At 39.6% G+C, this 17,390-nt stretch carries 15 protein-coding genes and 1 pseudogene; 12 read left to right on the top strand and 4 right to left on the bottom strand.

The window, feature by feature from the left end; all coding sequences use genetic code 11:
• Positions 1 to 3 precede the first annotated feature (3 nt).
• The 8 genes from cysC (at position 4) to ACFQRG_RS18800 (ending at position 8,075) form a co-directional block, all read left to right on the top strand.
• Positions 4 to 597 (top strand): adenylyl-sulfate kinase, encoded by a 594-nt coding sequence (gene cysC, locus ACFQRG_RS18835; protein ID WP_380968990.1) that lies wholly within the window; start codon positions 4 to 6, stop codon positions 595 to 597.
• A 426-nt stretch (positions 598 to 1,023) separates the two neighbouring features.
• A complete protein-coding gene (locus ACFQRG_RS18830) occupies positions 1,024 to 1,839 on the top strand; it encodes an ABC transporter ATP-binding protein (RefSeq protein WP_380968987.1) in 816 nt (271 codons plus the stop codon).
• 270 nt (positions 1,840 to 2,109) lie between these two features.
• Positions 2,110 to 2,985 (top strand): ROK family protein, encoded by an 876-nt coding sequence (locus ACFQRG_RS18825; RefSeq protein ID WP_380968985.1) that lies wholly within the window; start codon positions 2,110 to 2,112, stop codon positions 2,983 to 2,985.
• Positions 2,986 to 3,096: 111 nt separating this feature from the next.
• Positions 3,097 to 3,387, top strand: coding sequence for a hypothetical protein (locus ACFQRG_RS18820; RefSeq protein WP_380968983.1), 291 nt, complete (start codon positions 3,097 to 3,099; stop codon positions 3,385 to 3,387).
• 72 nt (positions 3,388 to 3,459) lie between these two features.
• Positions 3,460 to 4,248, top strand: coding sequence for a membrane protein insertase YidC (yidC, locus tag ACFQRG_RS18815; protein WP_380968981.1), 789 nt, complete (start codon positions 3,460 to 3,462; stop codon positions 4,246 to 4,248).
• 349 nt (positions 4,249 to 4,597) lie between these two features.
• Positions 4,598 to 5,230, top strand: a complete 633-nt coding sequence (locus tag ACFQRG_RS18810) for a bifunctional 4-hydroxy-2-oxoglutarate aldolase/2-dehydro-3-deoxy-phosphogluconate aldolase (protein WP_380968979.1) — start codon at positions 4,598 to 4,600, stop codon at positions 5,228 to 5,230.
• A gap of 13 nt (positions 5,231 to 5,243) precedes the next feature.
• Positions 5,244 to 6,392 carry a galactonate dehydratase gene (gene dgoD, locus ACFQRG_RS18805; RefSeq protein ID WP_380968977.1) on the top strand — a complete coding sequence of 383 codons (1,149 nt, stop codon included), beginning with the start codon at positions 5,244 to 5,246 and terminating at the stop codon, positions 6,390 to 6,392.
• Positions 6,393 to 6,746: 354 nt separating this feature from the next.
• Positions 6,747 to 8,075, top strand: coding sequence for a M20 family metallo-hydrolase (locus ACFQRG_RS18800; protein WP_380968975.1), 1,329 nt, complete (start codon positions 6,747 to 6,749; stop codon positions 8,073 to 8,075).
• A gap of 79 nt (positions 8,076 to 8,154) precedes the next feature.
• Here ACFQRG_RS18800 and ACFQRG_RS18795 read toward each other — a convergent pair whose 3' ends face one another.
• Both ACFQRG_RS18795 and ACFQRG_RS18790 read right to left on the bottom strand, forming a co-directional pair.
• A complete protein-coding gene (locus ACFQRG_RS18795) occupies positions 8,155 to 9,804 on the bottom strand; it encodes a thiamine pyrophosphate-binding protein (RefSeq protein ID WP_380968973.1) in 1,650 nt (549 codons plus the stop codon).
• Between the two features lie 126 nt (positions 9,805 to 9,930).
• Complete coding sequence (locus tag ACFQRG_RS18790) at positions 9,931 to 10,530, bottom strand: phosphatase PAP2 family protein (protein WP_380968971.1); 600 nt, start codon at positions 10,528 to 10,530, stop codon at positions 9,931 to 9,933.
• Positions 10,531 to 10,855: 325 nt separating this feature from the next.
• Here ACFQRG_RS18790 and ACFQRG_RS18785 point away from each other — a divergent pair, with 325 nt between their 5' ends.
• Positions 10,856 to 12,151, top strand: a complete 1,296-nt coding sequence (locus ACFQRG_RS18785; protein ID WP_380968969.1) for a LysM peptidoglycan-binding domain-containing protein — start codon at positions 10,856 to 10,858, stop codon at positions 12,149 to 12,151.
• 122 nt (positions 12,152 to 12,273) lie between these two features.
• On the opposite strand, the pseudogene ACFQRG_RS18780 reads toward ACFQRG_RS18785, so the two are convergent.
• Positions 12,274 to 12,453: pseudogene (locus tag ACFQRG_RS18780) on the bottom strand (C40 family peptidase); the annotation flags it as partial.
• A gap of 278 nt (positions 12,454 to 12,731) precedes the next feature.
• Between ACFQRG_RS18780 and ACFQRG_RS18775 the strand changes: the two are divergent.
• From ACFQRG_RS18775 to ACFQRG_RS18765, 3 genes are all read left to right on the top strand, one after another.
• Positions 12,732 to 13,649: a permease gene (locus ACFQRG_RS18775; protein ID WP_380968966.1), complete on the top strand. Its 918-nt coding sequence runs from the start codon at positions 12,732 to 12,734 to the stop codon at positions 13,647 to 13,649.
• A 93-nt stretch (positions 13,650 to 13,742) separates the two neighbouring features.
• Positions 13,743 to 14,669 carry a TIGR03943 family putative permease subunit gene (locus ACFQRG_RS18770; protein ID WP_380968963.1) on the top strand — a complete coding sequence of 309 codons (927 nt, stop codon included), beginning with the start codon at positions 13,743 to 13,745 and terminating at the stop codon, positions 14,667 to 14,669.
• A gap of 75 nt (positions 14,670 to 14,744) precedes the next feature.
• Positions 14,745 to 15,668 (top strand): nucleoside hydrolase, encoded by a 924-nt coding sequence (locus ACFQRG_RS18765; RefSeq protein WP_380969094.1) that lies wholly within the window; start codon positions 14,745 to 14,747, stop codon positions 15,666 to 15,668.
• A 123-nt stretch (positions 15,669 to 15,791) separates the two neighbouring features.
• On the opposite strand, the gene ACFQRG_RS18760 is transcribed toward ACFQRG_RS18765, so the two are convergent.
• The gene (locus tag ACFQRG_RS18760; RefSeq protein ID WP_380969092.1) at positions 15,792 to 17,366 is read right to left on the bottom strand and encodes a sigma-54 interaction domain-containing protein; all 1,575 of its coding nucleotides are present in this window, start codon (positions 17,364 to 17,366) and stop codon (positions 15,792 to 15,794) included.
• Between the last annotated feature and the right edge of the window lie 24 nt (positions 17,367 to 17,390).

Genomic DNA, 17,390 nt, shown 5'->3' with positions numbered 1-17,390 from the left:
AAAATGTCTGCAAATATCACCTGGCATTCCGCGTCTATTTCAAAAGAGGAACGGAGAAGTCGAGCCGGACATCATAGTTTTGTGATCTGGTTTACAGGGTTATCGGGTTCAGGTAAATCAACATTAGCTAATGCTGTTGCCGGGAGGCTCTTTGAAGATAATCTGCAATCTTATGTTTTAGACGGGGATAACATTAGGTTTGGATTAAATAAGGATTTGGGATTTTCGGAGACTGACAGGAAAGAAAACATTCGCCGCATAGGAGAAGTAGCAAAACTGTTCGTTGACAGCGGGAGCGTTGTTCTGACAGCTTTTATTTCTCCTTACAAAGAAGATCGCGAGTCAGTGCGGCAATTGCTGGAGGCCGATGAATTTGTTGAGGTCTATGTTAAATGCTCGTTAAATGAATGTGAAAAACGCGATCCAAAAGGACTCTACCAAAAAGCACGCAAAGGAGAAATTCGTGAGTTTACTGGGATAAACGCACCTTATGAGGAACCGGAGAATCCGGAAATTACCATCGATTCGGAATACCTGACAATCAATCAATGTGTTGATCAAATCATTGACTATCTAAAGGGAAATGGTTTCATTTAAGATAGAAGGGCTGTCTCATAGCATAAGAGACGGCTTTTTTTTATGCCGGCCATAACGAGGTCAACTTCAGTTATCCACATTATCCACACGTTTCTGGGGTCTGACCCCGTGAACTTTGTGAACTGTGGATAACTTTTTCTTAATATTGATAATCGTTATCAAATATTGATTGACAACAGTTGGAGGCAACATTAATATAGTAATTGATAATGATTATCATTTTTAATTATTGTATTTACTATTGGTTTTAAAAGGGTTTGTGAAATGCCTAAAAAGGAAAATCAACCCTACGAAGTATTTTTTACTCTTCTTATTGGATCTGACATAATCAACTCCGAAGTTTATTTTACTTTTGTTGATGTTCTTTGTTTCTATACTTATGGTAGCGGAAATAGCGAAATGGAAAAAGATAAGGGGTGAAGTGAATTGTCAATTTCTGCAAAGGGTATTTCCACAGGATATGGAGATCAATTAATTATAAAGGATTTGTCATTGGAAATTCCTAAGAGAGCCATTACAACAATTATCGGACCTAATGGGTGCGGAAAATCTACTTTTCTTAAAACGATAGCCCGGATTTTACAACCGAAAAATGGTGCCATATATCTTGACGGAAAGGCGATTCATAAAGAACCGACGAAAGAAATAGCAAAGCAGATGGCCATTCTCCCGCAAAACCCGGAGGCGCCAAACGGCCTGACAGTCCGCGAGCTTGTCTCTTACGGGCGTTTTCCCCATCAAAGGGGCTTCGGCCGGCTCAAGAAAGAAGATAAGGATGCTATTCAGTGGGCCTTATCTATTACCAACACATTGGAATTTGCAGAAAAACCTGTTGAATCACTATCCGGGGGACAGAGACAGCGCGTTTGGATCGCTATGGCGCTCGCCCAGGAAACCGAGCTGCTGCTTCTTGATGAACCAACAACTTTTTTGGATATGGCCCATCAGCTTGAAGTCTTAAAACTATTAAAGCAATTAAATATAGAGGAGCAGCGCACAATTATTATGGTTATCCATGACCTTAATCTTGCAGCGAGATTTTCAGATTATATGATTGCAATGAATTCAGGTGCTTTAGTCGCAGAAGGCACCTGCAGAGATATTATGACAAAAGAGACTCTCAGAAAAGTCTTTGATATCGATGCATACATCATTAACGATCCTCAATATCATAAGCCCGTTTGCTTAACATATGATCTTATAGGCTCCGTTCAAGAACCAAAACAAAAAATATCTATATAAGCCGCGTGTTCAAAAAATACGGTTTCCCTTCAGCAGGGCACCGTATTTTTTCATTTTAAGAAAGTTTAAATTACCAGCAAAGATGGTTATTCGGCGCAGGGGATTTAACGTTAAAAATGCAAATTCAACTGGGCCCCTGTCTGCATCTTCGGCTTGCCAATCGGCAAGTTTTCTTTAATTTAGTCTTTAATATTTCAGGACGAGTGAGTAAGTTTGATAAAATAAAAGAGACTATAATTAACGAAGATGTTGTCAGGGAGGAAATTAACCATGCTTTTTGGAGCAATAGAATCTGGAGGAACAAAATTTGTGTGCGGTATCGGGAATGAAAACGGCGAAATACTTGAGAGAGTGAGTTTCCCTACTACAACACCAGATGAAACGATGGGGCAGGTCATTGAATTTTTTAAGAATAAACAAATGGATGCCATGGGCGTTGGTTCATTCGGACCGGTCGATCCGAATAAGGACAGCCCTACTTACGGTTATATTACAAGTACACCGAAAACAAAATGGAGAAACTTTAACTTTATTGGTGAATTAAAAAAACATTTCGATATGCCAATTGGCTTTGATACAGATGTTAATGCGGCGGCACTTGGCGAAACTGAATGGGGTGCTGCGAAAGGCCTGGACAGCTGTGTCTATATGACAGTAGGCACAGGCGTAGGGGGAGGCGCTATTGTTGAAGGGAAAATGCTTCATGGCATGCTTCACCCTGAAATGGGCCATATTTTAATTAAACGGCATCCTGAAGATCATTTTACCGGCAATTGCCCATATCATAACGATTGTCTCGAAGGTATGGCTGCAGGTCCGGCTATTGAAAAAAGATGGGGAAAGAAAGGGATTGAACTTCAAGAAGTCGATAAAGTTTGGGAGATTGAGGCTTATTATTTAGCACAAGTTGTTGTTAATCTTGTCTATACCATCTCTCCAAAAAGAATTATATTAGGCGGAGGCGTCATGAAACAAAAGCAGCTGTTTCCAATGATTCGAAAAAATGTTAAAGAACTGCTGAATGGTTATGTAGAAACGAAAGAAATCCTCGTCGATATCGATAATTACATTGTTTCCCCCGGACTGGGAGATAATGCGGGCTTATGCGGTGCCATTGCTCTAGCTAAAAGAGCTTATCAAGGCTAAAACTTTTTTTAAAACTTTTTCGTAGAATTTATATAGATAAGTTCCAAAGCATGTCATAATATATAAACAGGGAACAAATCTGTATTTTTATAAAATTGGGGGGACTCCGGGATGATAGAAGCAATAGTCAATATACCGAATGATCCAATTGTCTATACCGTTATAATGGCTTTGATTGTTACTTTCTCCTTCAGTGCAGCCTGGGCTATTTTAATTCGATATCATAAATCGGAATCATTTCAAAACCCTCATTTTGTTAATATAAAAAAAGTCAATGATTCATCAGATCAAAAAAATGTCATTCCGCATAACTTTGTCATTATATGGATTTCAAAATATATCAAACGTAAGGATAGACCATCTGCAGCTGATTCCGCTGACCATTTAATCTCCTCATTATAAGAGTATATAAAAGTTTGAGGTATTGCTCTCTTTTTAGAAACCTCGCGTTTAGAAACGATAATGGGGAGGAAAATGATGAAAAAGCTTTATTTAGCCATACTTACTGCAGCCGCGATTTTTACTTTATCGGGATGCCAGGGACAAAGTAATCAATCGCATCTTCACCTTGGAATATTTCAGGATTATTTAGTCGAGCCGTTTGCAAAGTTAATCCACTATACTGCTTCTATCTTTAATGGCAGCTACGGCATTGCGATAATATTAATAACAATTGTAATTAGACTTATACTCCTGCCTTTCATGCTAAAGCAATACAAACATCAACAGCAAATGAAAGAAAAGATGAATATTGTTAAGCCGGAAATGGATGATATTAAAAAGCGGTTAAAAGAGACGAAAGATCCTGTAAAACAGCGGGAAATCCAACAAGAGATGCTTTCGCTTTACCGAAAGCACGGTATTAATCCAATATCGCCGATGGGCTGTTTGCCTATCGTTATTCAATTACCTGTACTCATGGGTTTTTATTATGCGATTAGAAGTTCTAAAGAAATTGCTTCACACAATTTTATGTGGTTCAGTCTTGGTCATACGGATATCGTATTGGCGATACTTGCAGGAATTGTTTATTTTCTTCAATTCAAGGTGCAGCAATTTAACATCCCTGAGGAACAGCGAAAAATGATGCAGTGGATGGGGCTTATGTCGCCTATTATGATTTTATTTGTATCGTTTAATTCCCCTGCCGCTCTGCCGCTGTATTGGCTTGTCGGCGGACTGTTTCTTATAGGTCAATCGTTATTGGCAAAATTCTTATTTACAAAAGAAGATAACAAAAAAAGTATGCCTGTTGAACAATGATTATTGGGTGCTCATCTTTAATGATGGGCACTTTTTTTAATCATAGAAGTTCAGATAAAAGAGGATGAGGGTCCGCTAAAGGCGTCGTTAATTCGAGCAACTTACAAAAGAGTAGAAAGTTATTTTCAAAGTAAAAATTCTAGGCTGTGTCTAACACTTTATATCATTCTTAGTTGATTAGGAGCAGAACTCACCGGATGAAAGTTCTACTTTTATTATTGACGGAATTCTAAATAAACACTATTATAATAATTCAAAAAAGGAGAGGGTGTTCAAAGATAAGATTTTAAATATAAACTGATGTGACAAATGCAGCAATCTGAGCTTCTATTTTCAAAGGAGGAAGATCATGGATACTTTATCTAAAATTTTAGAAAACAAAATAATTGCTATTATCCGCGGTGTTGATTCAAAAAAAATACTGCCTGTCGCCCGGGCTTTAAACAAAGGCGGAATCAAGCTGGTCGAAGTGACTCTAAATACGCCTCATGCACTTGATTCTATTAAACAACTAAATGAGGAAATGGGAGAGGAGATGGCTATAGGGGCCGGAACAGTTCTTGATCCGGAGACAGCCAGACAATCTTTGTTAGCCGGCGCGGCCTTTATCATATCGCCTTCTTTAGATATTGACACAATCAAGATGACAAAGCGTTACGGTGCGGTTAGTATACCGGGTGCCTATACACCAACGGAAATTTTAAAAGCCTATGAAAGCGGCGCAGATATCGTCAAAGTTTTCCCGGCTGATAGTGTTGGTCCTGCTTTTGTAAAAGGGGTAAAAGGTCCGCTTCCGCAAATCCCTTTGGCACCGACAGGCGGTGTGAATCTATCTAATGCAGCTGATTATATTAAAGCTGGCGCCTGCGCAGTCGGCATTGGCGGATCCCTAGTTCCTTCAAACATTGACACCTCAGAATCATCACTCAATGAACTGATTGATAAAGCTAAACAATATGTACAAGCTGTCCAAAACATCTAAAGGAGAGATTCAATTGAAAATCACAAATTATGAACTGTTTCTTGTTCCGCCGCGCTGGTTATTTTTAAAAATCGACACAGATGAGGGTATTTCAGGTTGGGGAGAGCCTGTTGTTGAAGGTCGGGCCAAAACGGTCAAGGCCGCTGTTGATGAATTAATGACCTATTTAATAGGGAAGGATCCATCGCGTATTGAGGATCATTGGAATATGCTCTATCGCTCAGGCTTTTATAGAGGCGGCCCAATTTTAATGAGTGCTCTCGCCGGGATTGACCAGGTACTTTGGGATATTAAAGGTAAATTTTATAATGCGCCGGTACATGAACTGATGGGCGGCGCCTGCCGGGATTCAATTAAAGTATATTCGTGGATTGGCGGGGACCGTCCAACTGATGTCGGTGAGGCTGCCAAAAAAGTCGTTGAAAGCGGATTTACCGCCGTAAAAATGAATGGGACGGAAGAATTGCAATACATAGATTCCTTTGAAAAAGTAGAGCAGTTAGTAAGCAGAGTAGCAGCAGTTAGAGAAGCAGTCGGGAACCATATTGGCATTGGCGTTGATTTTCATGGCAGGGTCCATAAGCCAATGGCGAAAGTTTTGGTAAAGGAACTTGAGCCGTTCCGTCCAATGTTTATTGAAGAACCGGTCCTGCCGGAAAATAATGAAGCCTTAAAAGAAATAGCTTCCATATCTGCTGTACCTATTGCAACGGGTGAAAGAATGTATTCGCGCTGGGATTTTAAAAAGGTTCTAGAAAATGGTTATGTTGATATTATTCAGCCGGATTTGTCCCACGCCGGCGGAATTACCGAAAGCAAGAAAATATTATCAATGGCTGAAGCTTATGATGTTGCTGCTGCACCTCATTGCCCATTAGGCCCAATTGCGTTAGCTGCTTGTCTGCAGGTTGATGCGACGTGCCACAACGCTTTTATACAAGAGCAGAGCCTAGGCATTCACTACAATGTTAAAAGTGATTTATTGGATTATATCACCGATCCATCTGTTTTTAATTATGAAAACGGATATGTGAAAATTCCGCAAGGCCCTGGTCTTGGCATTGATATTAATGAAGAACTTGTCAGGAAATTAGCGGAAGAAGGCCATGATTGGAAAAACCCGGTCTGGCGCCATAAGGATGGCTCTATTGCAGAGTGGTAAAAAAATCTTAAAACCTCTTTAATTCCCGGCGATCTATAAGTCATGTTTTAAGGAGTTTTTAAGTTAAATTTACCCAATTAACAAAAGTGGTAAAATATTTAGTATAATTAAGATAGACATTAATTAGGGGTGACCTGTCCTCAATAACTTTTCACGTCTATGGCAAGTCATTAAATAAATTTAAGATATTTGAAGCAATGGATGGGGAAGGTGCTTTTAAAGCTTATGGCCATGAGGCTGGTTACACATCCAGGCAGATTTAAATGGTAATTAGTCATTGAAAACTTTGAACAGCAAAAAGATGATCAAGCCAGTGTACATGGTATTTCCATAAAAACTTATGGAGGGTTAAAAATGACAGATATAAATAATATGATAGAGCAGCTATATCCAGAAATGGTAGAATGGCGCCGCGATTTTCATAAGTATGCTGAATCCGGCTGGGTTGAGTTCAGAACAGCTTCCCTTGTTGCAGCCAGGTTAGAACAGTGGGGATTTGAAGTTAAAGCAGGGGAAGAAGTTATTGATAAAGATTCACGTATGGGAGTTCCGCAAGAAGACTTTTTAAGAAGACATGAAGCACGTGCCGAGCAACAAGGCGCCGATATGAAATGGCTGCCCCGTTTTTCAGGAGGCTTTACAGGTGTTGTCGGCATACTCGATACCGGGCGCCCGGGTCCGACAATCGGTTATCGTTTTGATATGGATGCATTAGATATCCAAGAATCCAATGATCAAGACCACCAGCCGTTTGCTGATCAATTTGCTTCGGTAAATGACGGCATGATGCATGCCTGCGGACATGACGCCCACACGTCTATTGGTCTGGGACTTGCCAAGTTGTTATCCGCAATCAAATCACAATTAAATGGAAGAATTAAAATGATATTTCAACCGTCTGAAGAGGGTGTTCGGGGCGCCAAATCGATGGTTGAGGCAGGCGTGCTCGACGATGTGGATGTTTTATTTGCTTCGCATATTGGTACGGGGGTACCGCTTGGTGAAGTGGTTTGCGGTTCTAACGGGTTTTTATCCACGACTAAGATGGATGTCTCATTTACTGGCGTTGCTTCGCATGCCGGAGCGAAACCTGAGGAAGGAAAGAATGCATTGCTGGCAGCGGCAACTGCTGCCCTTAATCTTCATAGCATACCGCGGCACAGCGGCGGCGCCTCACGTGTTAATGTCGGTGTATTAAATGCCGGCAGCGGGAGAAATGTCGTTCCTGCTTCAGCGCATTTAAAGCTTGAAACACGCGGGGAAACGGCTGAAATCAATCGCTTTATGTTTGAAAATGCCCAACAGGTAATTAAGGGCGCCGCTCAAATGTACGATGTTGAAGCGAAGATTGATATTGTCGGTGCTGCGACAAGCTGTAATTCCAGTCCGGAATTAGCACCGTATATCCGTTCTCAAGCTGAACAGGTTGATACAGTTAAATCGATTCAAGATATTTCTTCATTTGCTGCAGGATCAGAGGATGCCACTTATATGCTGGACAAGGTTAAATCAAATGGCGGGCTGGCCTCTTATGCTATCTTTGGGACGACCTTAGCGGCAGGGCATCATAATGAAAAATTTGATTTTGATGAGTCCGTAATGATAATTGCTTTAAAAACACTTGCTTTGGCAGCAATTAATATTGAGCAATTAGCAAAAGATAAACAAATTTTATCTCATTAAATCTATATGTATGTTCATCTGAACGCGACTTGAATAGGCCCGTCTTTGTGACGGGCCTATTCAAATGGTGAAGAATGCTTTAACGATTAATATCATTTGATCCTTTTAAAATTTTAGCATGCGGTAAAATTGGTGCGGTGCAATGGATATCAATGACTGATGTCTGCTTGGAAGCGAGTGCTTGCGTTATAGCGGGTTCAAGTTCTGCAAGTTTATCAACCCTGTATCCTTCGGCACCGCAAGACTGCGCCATAGCGGCGTAATCGGGATTTGGAATCTGTGAACCGAGTGTGTTTAAGCTTTCTGTGATCATTTTACTCGTTTCCATAAAGTAGGCGCCATTATTAATAATGATTAGTGTCAGCGGCAGTTGATAGGTCACGGCTGTAATCAAGTCAATAATTGAATGAGCAACACCGCCATCACCCGCGATGCACACGACTTGTTTTTCAGGATGGGCGAGCTGGGCAGCAATTCCTGCAGGCAAACCAAACCCAAGTGTTCGCCATGTTCCGGATAGAAGAAGTTCCTGATTTTGATATTGAAAGATCCGCTCTAACCATAGGGTATGGTCTCCTGTATCCACCGTCATAACGGCGTTAGCATCAATATATTTGTTAAGTTCCGCTATAATGTGTGCTGGTGTTGGAACGTCGGTTTTTTCACCGGTCTCCGATTCAATTTTTTTATTCCAGGCGGCTTTCTTTTGTTCAATTTCATTAAGGTACGTTTGATTCTGTTTTACTTGGGCTTGAGCGATTAAGCTTGGGAGGATGCCTGCCATATCTCCGACTAATGCCCCGGCTGTCGGATGGCTGTGACCAATGTTTTCGGCAATCGCGTCTACTTGTACAATTGGAATGCCTGAAGGAACATAATCCTTCGGCCACCATGACGCTCCTAAAATAATACAAAGATCTGCTTGATTGAGGAGTTCCCGGGAAATATCGGTTCCGCCTTGACCCAGTCCTCCAATAAAAAGAGGATGATCATTAGGGATGCAGCATTTGGCAGGCATTGTCGCCATGATCGGCGCTTGGATTTTTTCCGCAAATTGAATCACTTCTGTTTTCGCTTGTTTGATGCCGCGTCCGGCAAGAATAATCGGGCGTTTCGCTTTATTAATTTCAGCCATCACCTTTTGATAATCATTTGCCGGCGGTGCCGGAATCGGTTTGCTTGGCGGAAGGGGAAAAAACCCGCCGTTTACTGGCAGCTGCCAAACATCTTTCGGCACTGACAGGTGGGCGACACCGCCTTTCCCGAGAGCTGTTTTCATTGCGATATTCAGAAGTTCCGGGAAGGCATGGCTGTCTGATACTAAGGCAGAATAAAGTGCAAGCGGATGAATTAACGCTTGCTGGTTAATATCTTGGACATCGCCTGTGCCGATTTGCGTTCTTTGCACCTGTCCCGTAATAGCCAGAACCGGCGCTTTATCTTGCCATGCATCTGCTAAACCATTAAGTAATAAAGTGATGCCGGGTCCGCAAGTTGCCGTGCAGACAGCTAATTGCCCCGTTAGCTTTGCTTCGGCGGATGCCATGAGGGCGGCATTCATTTCATTACGGCAAGGAATATATTGAATCTGATTTTGTTTCCCCAATTCATCAAGGAAAAACAGGTTGGCATCGCCAATCACACCATAGATTCTTTTGCATCCCCATAAGGTAAGCTGCTGGACAAGATATCTGGCAACATTTCGCTCACTGTTAACTGCATTGTTCATAACCAATCATCCTTATTGTTGTTGTCCCCTTTAATATTGTGGATAACTTGATGTTTTATACACAGTTCACAGGGTCAGACCCCTAAAAAAAAGGCCGACTTTTGAGTCGGCCTCTTTGTGTGTATATTACATACGGCTAATATTTCTATCCTTTGGTTCAAGGCGGAATAATTTAATACCGAATTTTGTTAAAGGGTAAAGTAAGGATGATAGTTTCCAGCCTAATCGTCCGGCAATCGTGCCAATAATCATGCCTGCAATAACATCGGTTGGCCAATGGACGCCGGTATAGACCCTGGAAAACGCAACAACAATAGCAAATACAGTAAATATCCAGCTTACCCATTTCGTATTTTTCCCCCAGGTAGCCGAAGCGAAAGCGAAACTTCCCGATGTATGATCACTTGGGAACGAAGCATCCGCGGCATGAGGAATAAGTTTATGGAAGCTATCATGAGGCAAAGCAACAAAAGGACGGGTACGAAACCAAATATGAGAAATAATAAAGTTAATAATTAAAGCGATAATTCCCGCAAAAAATGCAATAACTAATGTGTGCCGGTTATTGACTTTGGCTCTCGGCAGCGTAAACCAAAAAATAACAAACAAAACAGCGTATATTTCTAATGCGTAATGTGCTATAAATGCCATAATATTGTCGAACCACAGAACATGACCGGACAAATTATTGATAGCATGATAGACAGCTGTGTCAAACGGATTCATAGATTACTCCTTTGATTTTTTATGAATTTTTTATTAAAGAACCATTAAACCTAACAATTAGAGTATACGGATATAAATTTCGATTATCAACCTTAAAATGAGGGGTTTTCAAGAAATTGTATTAATCCTGGATTAAGATAAACTTCTTGCATATTATGACGAAAATAATAGTATATGGGCATTTTAAATAGATATTTGTAATATAAACGTAAAATAATTGGAAATATTGTTATGTTATGATGAAAATGCTGCCAATCTATGAAAATATTAAAACTATTAAAATGATAGATAAATAATAGAATAACAATATTATGGGGGAGATTCTATGAATAAAAAGACCACAGCAAAAAAGTTTATACCTGCGGCTGTGTTAGCCACAGGTATTATATTCACAGCTAATGGTGTAGGACATGCAGCCAGCGGCGGCCAAGTCTTAAGTTATGGTAATCAATTTCTGGGTACGCCGTATGTATTTGGTGCTCCTTATGGACAGACTAATTCTTTTGATTGTTCCTCTTTTACAGAAACGGTATTTGCTCATTTCGGCATTCAATTGCCTCGGACTTCCTCGGCTCAGGCGAATGTTGGCGTACCCGTTTCAAAAAGTAATTTACAAGCCGGGGACTTGTTGTTTTATGATACAGACGGAGACGGCGTTATTAACCACGTAGGTATTTATGACGGGAACGGCCAAATGTTAAACGCTGATTCAACACATGGTGTTAAATACTCTCCAGCTTTTTCACCTACATACTGGAACAAATATTTTGTAACGGCAAGACGTGTTTTAGACGGAAGCAGTTCAAATCCTCCGAGTTCAAACCCGACACCTTCACCTGCACATGACAACGATTCTTCAGGCGGGAACAGCTCAGTATACACAGTGAAATCCGGTGACTCACTATGGAAAATCGCTTCATCTCACGGCATGTCAACAGCACAGCTTAAATCAATGAACGGCTTAACATCAGATATGATCTATGTTGGTCAAAAGTTAAAGTTAAAAGGCAACGCATCTTCAGCGAACGAATCAAATAAATATACACCTTCAGGCAGTCATTCAACATCCTCCGGCGGCACTTATGTCGTTAAGTCAGGAGACTCGTTATGGAAAATTGCCTCGGATCACGGCATGTCAGTAGCGCAGCTTAAATCGATAAACGGTTTAACTTCTGATATGATTCATCCAGGTCAAAAGTTAAAGTTAAAAGGTAACGCATCTTCAGCGAGCGAATCAAATAAATATATACCATCAGGCAGTCATTCAACATCCTCCGGCGGCACTTATGTTGTTAAATCCGGCGACTCGTTGTGGAAAATTGCTTCATCCCACGGCATGTCAGTAGCGCAGCTTAAATCAATAAACGGTTTAACTTCTGATATGATTCATCCGGGTCAAAAATTAAAGTTAAGCGGCAGCGCATCAGCATCCGGTGATACCAATCATAAGACATCGTCTTCATCGAAAAAACCGGCAGCATCTTTTTATAAGGTTAAAAGCGGTGACTCACTTTGGGAAATTGCTTTATTAAATGATACGACTGTTAACAAACTCATGAAGGCAAACCATCTATCATCAATTGTTATTTATCCTGGCCAAAAACTGGCGATACCTAAATAATTTTTGTAAAAGAAAAGCGCAACAGAACACCCTGATATCCTTTAAATAAGGAATTAGGATGTTCTGTTTATCTATAATGAAATGATCTTTAGCTGTTTGATGAAATTAAGTATTTTTTATTGTTATTCAACAAGGCGTTTGGCCCCTGCGTAATAATCCTCCCAATATTTTGTCTTAAGAGATTGTACTCTAACCCCTTTGGAAGTTGCACCAATAAAATTATTGTTATCTAAGTAAATACCTGCAAACGAAATGCTTTTTCCATTGGTTTTAAAGAAAACCAGATCCCCTGCTTTTAATTGTTTTTGAGAAAAGAAGTTCTTTTAAACTTTTTACAAATTATTGTCTAAAAAGAAAATGATAAATCACAAGGGGGGATTCTAACGTATAAAAAATACATCATGCTGTAAGCGGAAGTTTTTTCCTTGGCGAAATCTTGTCCCCAATCCAAATGTTTATCAAAAAAATTACACAAGTTTGCCGCAAAATCTATGTTAAAATAATTGAATCGGTTTGAACGAAATTAATAGGTTATGAAATTGATAGATGATAAACATGAAGTATTGGAGAGAAATTAAATATGTTTAGTCAATCTTTTTTACAAATGAACACGATTTTTATCAGCTTGTTAATCGAGGCAGTTCCATTTGTTGTTGTAGGTGTATTTATTTCAGCGCTTATTGAACTGTTTATTACAGAAGAAATGATTGCCAAGGTTATACCAAAAAACCGATTTTTATCGGTAACAATGGGGACATGCGTCGGGTCACTGTTTCCGGGTTGTGAGTGCGGTATTGTGCCGATTACACAACGGTTAGTGAAAAAACGTGTGCCGCTTCATGCTGCGATTGCCTTTATGTTGACAGGGCCGATTATTAATCCGATTGTTATTTTTTCTACTTATGTCGCTTTCGGCAACAGCTGGAAGATGGTATTCTATCGCTGCGGGTTAGCGATGGTTGTTTCTTTCGTTGTCGGGCTCATCATATCGTATATTTTCCGTGATGACCAATTAAGAGAGTTTATTAATAAAAAGGCGAAAAAACATAAACATCATCATGACCATGCACATGATCATCATCACAGTCACAGCAACCTTTCAGTATTAGGAAAAATTAAAGCAGTCATTGATCATGCAATTGATGAATTCTTTAGCGTCGGCAAGTTTCTTGTTATCGGTTCATTAATTGCATCAGCTATGCAAACGTTTATAAAAACAAGTACTTTAGTTTCGATGGGGAATACGAAAGCTACTGCTATTCTCGTTATGATTCTTTTGGCTTTTATACTGTCTGTATGTTCAGAGGCCGATGCTTTTATCGCGTCATCTTTCCGAAATACTTTTCCTTTAGGTCCGTTATCAGCCTTTTTGGTATTCGGAGCGATGGTAGATATGAAAAATTTAATTATGATGCTCAGTGTCTTTAAGAAAAAGTTTGTTTTGACTCTTGTATTGTTGATTTTTGTTTGTGTATTTACAGGGGCATTATTCATTTAAGAGGTTGTTCAAAAAGTCCGGGAAACATGGCTTGCGTCGCCGCCATGTTTGTCCTCCTTTTTGAACTTACATTTTAAGAGGGGAGTGAGTGAAGTGATCCGGCTTATTATTTTGTTTGGCTTTTTCTTTTTATTTATGCATTTGCATGTAACAGGGGATATTAGTAAATATATAAATATGAAGTATTCATATTTATCTTTTACCATGATCTTTATTTTTGCTTTCTTAACTCTATATCAATTGTTTAAGTGGGTGTCAGAAGGCAACAAAAAGGAAAAAAACGCCAACAGCCATCATCACGAACATAGTCATGACCATGATCATGACCATCATCACGATCACGATCGCGCGCATCATCATGACCATGACCATGCGCACGGTCATTCGCATGGTGAAAAAACGATACTTCAGAAAGTTCTTGTCTATGGATTACTGCTTATACCGATTGTAACAGGACTGTTCTTGCCAGTCGCAACCCTTAATTCAAACATTGTAAAAGCAAAAGGCTTTCACTTTTCTCAAGTTGACGATGGCAACAAAGAAGAAATACACCAGGTTTTGCGACCTGATACAAGTATGTGGTATAACAAGGACTATTATAAAAATATGGAGCAATCTGATTTAAAGAAATATGGCTCTTCTAAAAAACTCGTGCTTAATGATGGGAATTATCTGCGTGCTTTAGAAGTCGTCTATAATTTCCCCGGTGAATTTGTTAATAAACAGTTATCAATGAATGGGTTTGTCTATCATGATACAGATGACCATAATTCAAGTAAAAAGCAATTTTTCCTATTCCGATTTGGCATCATACACTGTATAGCGGATGCCGGCACATACGGCATGATGGTTGAGTTTCCTAAGAATGTCAATTATAAGGATGATCAGTGGCTGCAAGTCGAAGGGAAAATTTCTACAACATATTATCAACCCTTCCAGCAAACAATACCGGTTCTGAAAGTAACCAAATGGCAGCAAATTAATCAGCCGAAAGATCCGTATGTCTATCGTCAATCATAATGGGGGGAGAGTAGCCCCCCGTTATTTAAGAACGTTATATCGGCGGATTAATCATCCAGAGAGGACTGATAATTGATGAAGAAAGTTATTTTAGATATTGACACTGGCATTGATGATGCATTAGCGCTTTTATTAGCTTTTAAAAGCGGGGAACTCGATATTTTAGGGATTACAACGGTTTCCGGCAATGTTTCCTTAGATCAGGCGACTTTAAATACTAAAAAGGTCTTAACATTACTTGGTCTCGACAATAAAGTCCAAATTTTTAAAGGTGCTGACCGCCCCTTGTTGCGGCAACCTGTTTATGAACATGAAGTGCACGGCAATGATGGTCTTGGCGGCGCGCTTAAAGACATGCAAGTAAGTATGCCTGAAGATGATGGTGCTGTTGACTTTATTATTGAACAGGCCGAAAAACATAAGGGTGAACTAACGCTTATCCCAACTGCACCTTTGACTAATATTGCTCTCGCTATCCGTAAAAAACCCGAGATAACGAAATGGATTAAAGAGATGGTAATCATGGGCGGATCGGTTAAGAGTCTCGGAAACATAACGCCGCTGGCTGAATTTAATAGTTATGTTGATCCGGAAGCGGCAAAAATCGTTTTTTATTCAGGTATTCCGATAACACTTGTCGGTTTGGATGTTACAACGAAAGCGTTGCTGACGGACGAACATGTCGCGCAATTGGAAGGGTCGGATGTCGGTAATTTTGTAAAGGACTCTACCGCCCATTACATTAACGACTTTTATAAAAAGAACGGTATTAAAGCATGCGCTCTACACGATCCATTAGCTGTGGGTGTTACATTAGACAAATCGCTTGTCAAAACTGAGAAATTTTTTGTCGATGTAGAAACAAAGAGCGAATTGTGCGATGGACAAACTGTTTGCGACTTTCATAACAAACTTGGTAAAGAGCCAAATATTGACGTTTGTCTGGAAGTTGATCATGAGAAGTTTATTCGCATGTTTATTGATTATCTGAAAAGATGATATTACTTATTGTTGTAAAAAAATAATCCCCGAGCGTATGAATTCCAAACCAGGCTCATAAGGGGATTATTTTTCTTTGTTTAACAGCCGGCGATTTTTTATAAAATTTAATCTTGGGTCATTTCAATCTAATTTGTATCTTTTTATTTTATTGTACAATGTAACTCTTGAAATCCCGAGTAATTTTGCTGCCGCTGATTTATTTCCATATGTTTTCTGTAATGCATATCTTATTTTTGTTTCTTCATTCTCAATTTCAGGGGATGATGATTCCATCATTGGCATATTCATTTTTGAATCTGTTTTATTTTTAATAAAATTATTCGGCAGGTGATTTTGGCGAATAACATCTTCATCTATTAGAATCATGATCCGTTCAATCGTATTACGAAGTTGTCTGACGTTTCCCGACCATGGGTAATGCAGAAATGTATACATCACTTCAGGTTCCAGTTGAGGAACCGCTTTTTTATACTTAATTGAAAATTCCTTTAAATATAACTGTATAAGTTCCGGGATATCCTCTATTCTCTCCCGCAGCGGCGGAATCTCCACAGAAACAACATTCAATCGATAAAATAGATCTTGACGAAACAATCCGTTATTTACCATTTCTTCTAAGTCTCTATTCGTGGCAGCAATGATTCGAATGTCAGTAGGGATAGGTGTATTTCCCCCGACTTTGTAAAACTCTCTTTCTTGAATAACGCGCAATAATTTTACTTGGAGGTCCAGTGGCAATTCGCCTATTTCATCTAAAAATAAACTGCCGCCTTTTGCTGCCTCTATTTTTCCTTTTTTTCCTTGCTTGGCTGCCCCTGTAAAAGCGCCCTTTTCATAACCAAATAATTCACTTTCAAATAAAGACGCAGGTATAGCACCGCAATTGATATCAATAAATGGCTGATCTGAGCGCGGACTGGATTTATGGATGGCTTGGGCAAATAATTCTTTACCAACGCCGCTTTCTCCTGTAATTAGTACAGAAGCATCTGTAGCCGCAACTTTTTTTGCTAAATTAACAGCCGTACATAATGATGGGCTTCTTCCTTTAATTTTATAAAAGGGATCATCAGCATATTTCGTTTCTATTTTACTTTCTAGATCGTGTATGATAGCCGTTGTTGTTGACAACTCATCATTAAGCTTAACGATATCACTAATATTTCTTTCTACAGAAACGCCTCCTATAACGGATTCACCTTCATAGACAGGCTGTGTATTTATTAAAACGTGAACATTAGGCTGAGGTTGATTATATTTTCGAACCGCACCTTTACCTTCCTTCAAAGTTGACATTAATACGACCGCTTCCTTTTTGAAAAAGTCAGTAATCGGTTTGCCTAATATATCTTCACCTGAACATTGATAGAGTTCCTCGGCTTTAGGATTCCAAGAAATAATTTTCCCGTTGTTGTCTACAACGGTAACGGCGTCATCAACAGCCTGAAGCAAAGTATGATAAAAGGCTAATGCAGTCTTCCAATCATTGAAAATCGTTTGTGTAAGTTTAGTAAAAGGTATCCATCCAATTGGCATGCCGTTATGGTCTATCAGTGCGATATCCCTTTGATCTAAAAGATGGCTAATTTCTGAAATTAAAGTACCTTTAGGAAGGATTCTCATCTTTTTAGAATCCAGCGTTTCCTCCCATGGTAATGATAGTGAGATAAGCGGCATTTTTTGATTCAACAACATCATCACCCCAGTAAATAAAGTCAC

Origin of the sequence: Scopulibacillus cellulosilyticus (assembly GCF_042665295.1) — a bacterium.
Taxonomy (GTDB): domain Bacteria; phylum Bacillota; class Bacilli; order Bacillales; family Sporolactobacillaceae; genus Scopulibacillus_A; species Scopulibacillus_A cellulosilyticus.
The sequence above is the reverse complement of the archived record's forward strand: the minus strand, read 5'-3'. Positions and strand labels throughout refer to the sequence as shown.

What these genes read in the sequence shown, in the direction of transcription:
- ACFQRG_RS18775 (WP_380968966.1), top strand. Translation starts at nt 12,732, where the DNA reads ATGTTTAGTCAATCTTTTTTACAAATGAACACGATTTTTATCAGCTTG.
- ACFQRG_RS18785 (WP_380968969.1), top strand. Translation starts at nt 10,856, where the DNA reads ATGAATAAAAAGACCACAGCAAAAAAGTTTATACCTGCGGCTGTGTTA.
- ACFQRG_RS18790 (WP_380968971.1), bottom strand. Translation starts at nt 10,530, where the DNA reads ATGAATCCGTTTGACACAGCTGTCTATCATGCTATCAATAATTTGTCC.
- ACFQRG_RS18760 (WP_380969092.1), bottom strand. Translation starts at nt 17,366, where the DNA reads ATGTTGTTGAATCAAAAAATGCCGCTTATCTCACTATCATTACCATGG.
- ACFQRG_RS18765 (WP_380969094.1), top strand. Translation starts at nt 14,745, where the DNA reads ATGAAGAAAGTTATTTTAGATATTGACACTGGCATTGATGATGCATTA.
- ACFQRG_RS18820 (WP_380968983.1), top strand. Translation starts at nt 3,097, where the DNA reads ATGATAGAAGCAATAGTCAATATACCGAATGATCCAATTGTCTATACC.
- ACFQRG_RS18795 (WP_380968973.1), bottom strand. Translation starts at nt 9,804, where the DNA reads ATGAACAATGCAGTTAACAGTGAGCGAAATGTTGCCAGATATCTTGTC.
- yidC (WP_380968981.1), top strand. Translation starts at nt 3,460, where the DNA reads ATGATGAAAAAGCTTTATTTAGCCATACTTACTGCAGCCGCGATTTTT.
- ACFQRG_RS18825 (WP_380968985.1), top strand. Translation starts at nt 2,110, where the DNA reads ATGCTTTTTGGAGCAATAGAATCTGGAGGAACAAAATTTGTGTGCGGT.
- ACFQRG_RS18800 (WP_380968975.1), top strand. Translation starts at nt 6,747, where the DNA reads ATGACAGATATAAATAATATGATAGAGCAGCTATATCCAGAAATGGTA.
- cysC (WP_380968990.1), top strand. Translation starts at nt 4, where the DNA reads ATGTCTGCAAATATCACCTGGCATTCCGCGTCTATTTCAAAAGAGGAA.
- ACFQRG_RS18810 (WP_380968979.1), top strand. Translation starts at nt 4,598, where the DNA reads ATGGATACTTTATCTAAAATTTTAGAAAACAAAATAATTGCTATTATC.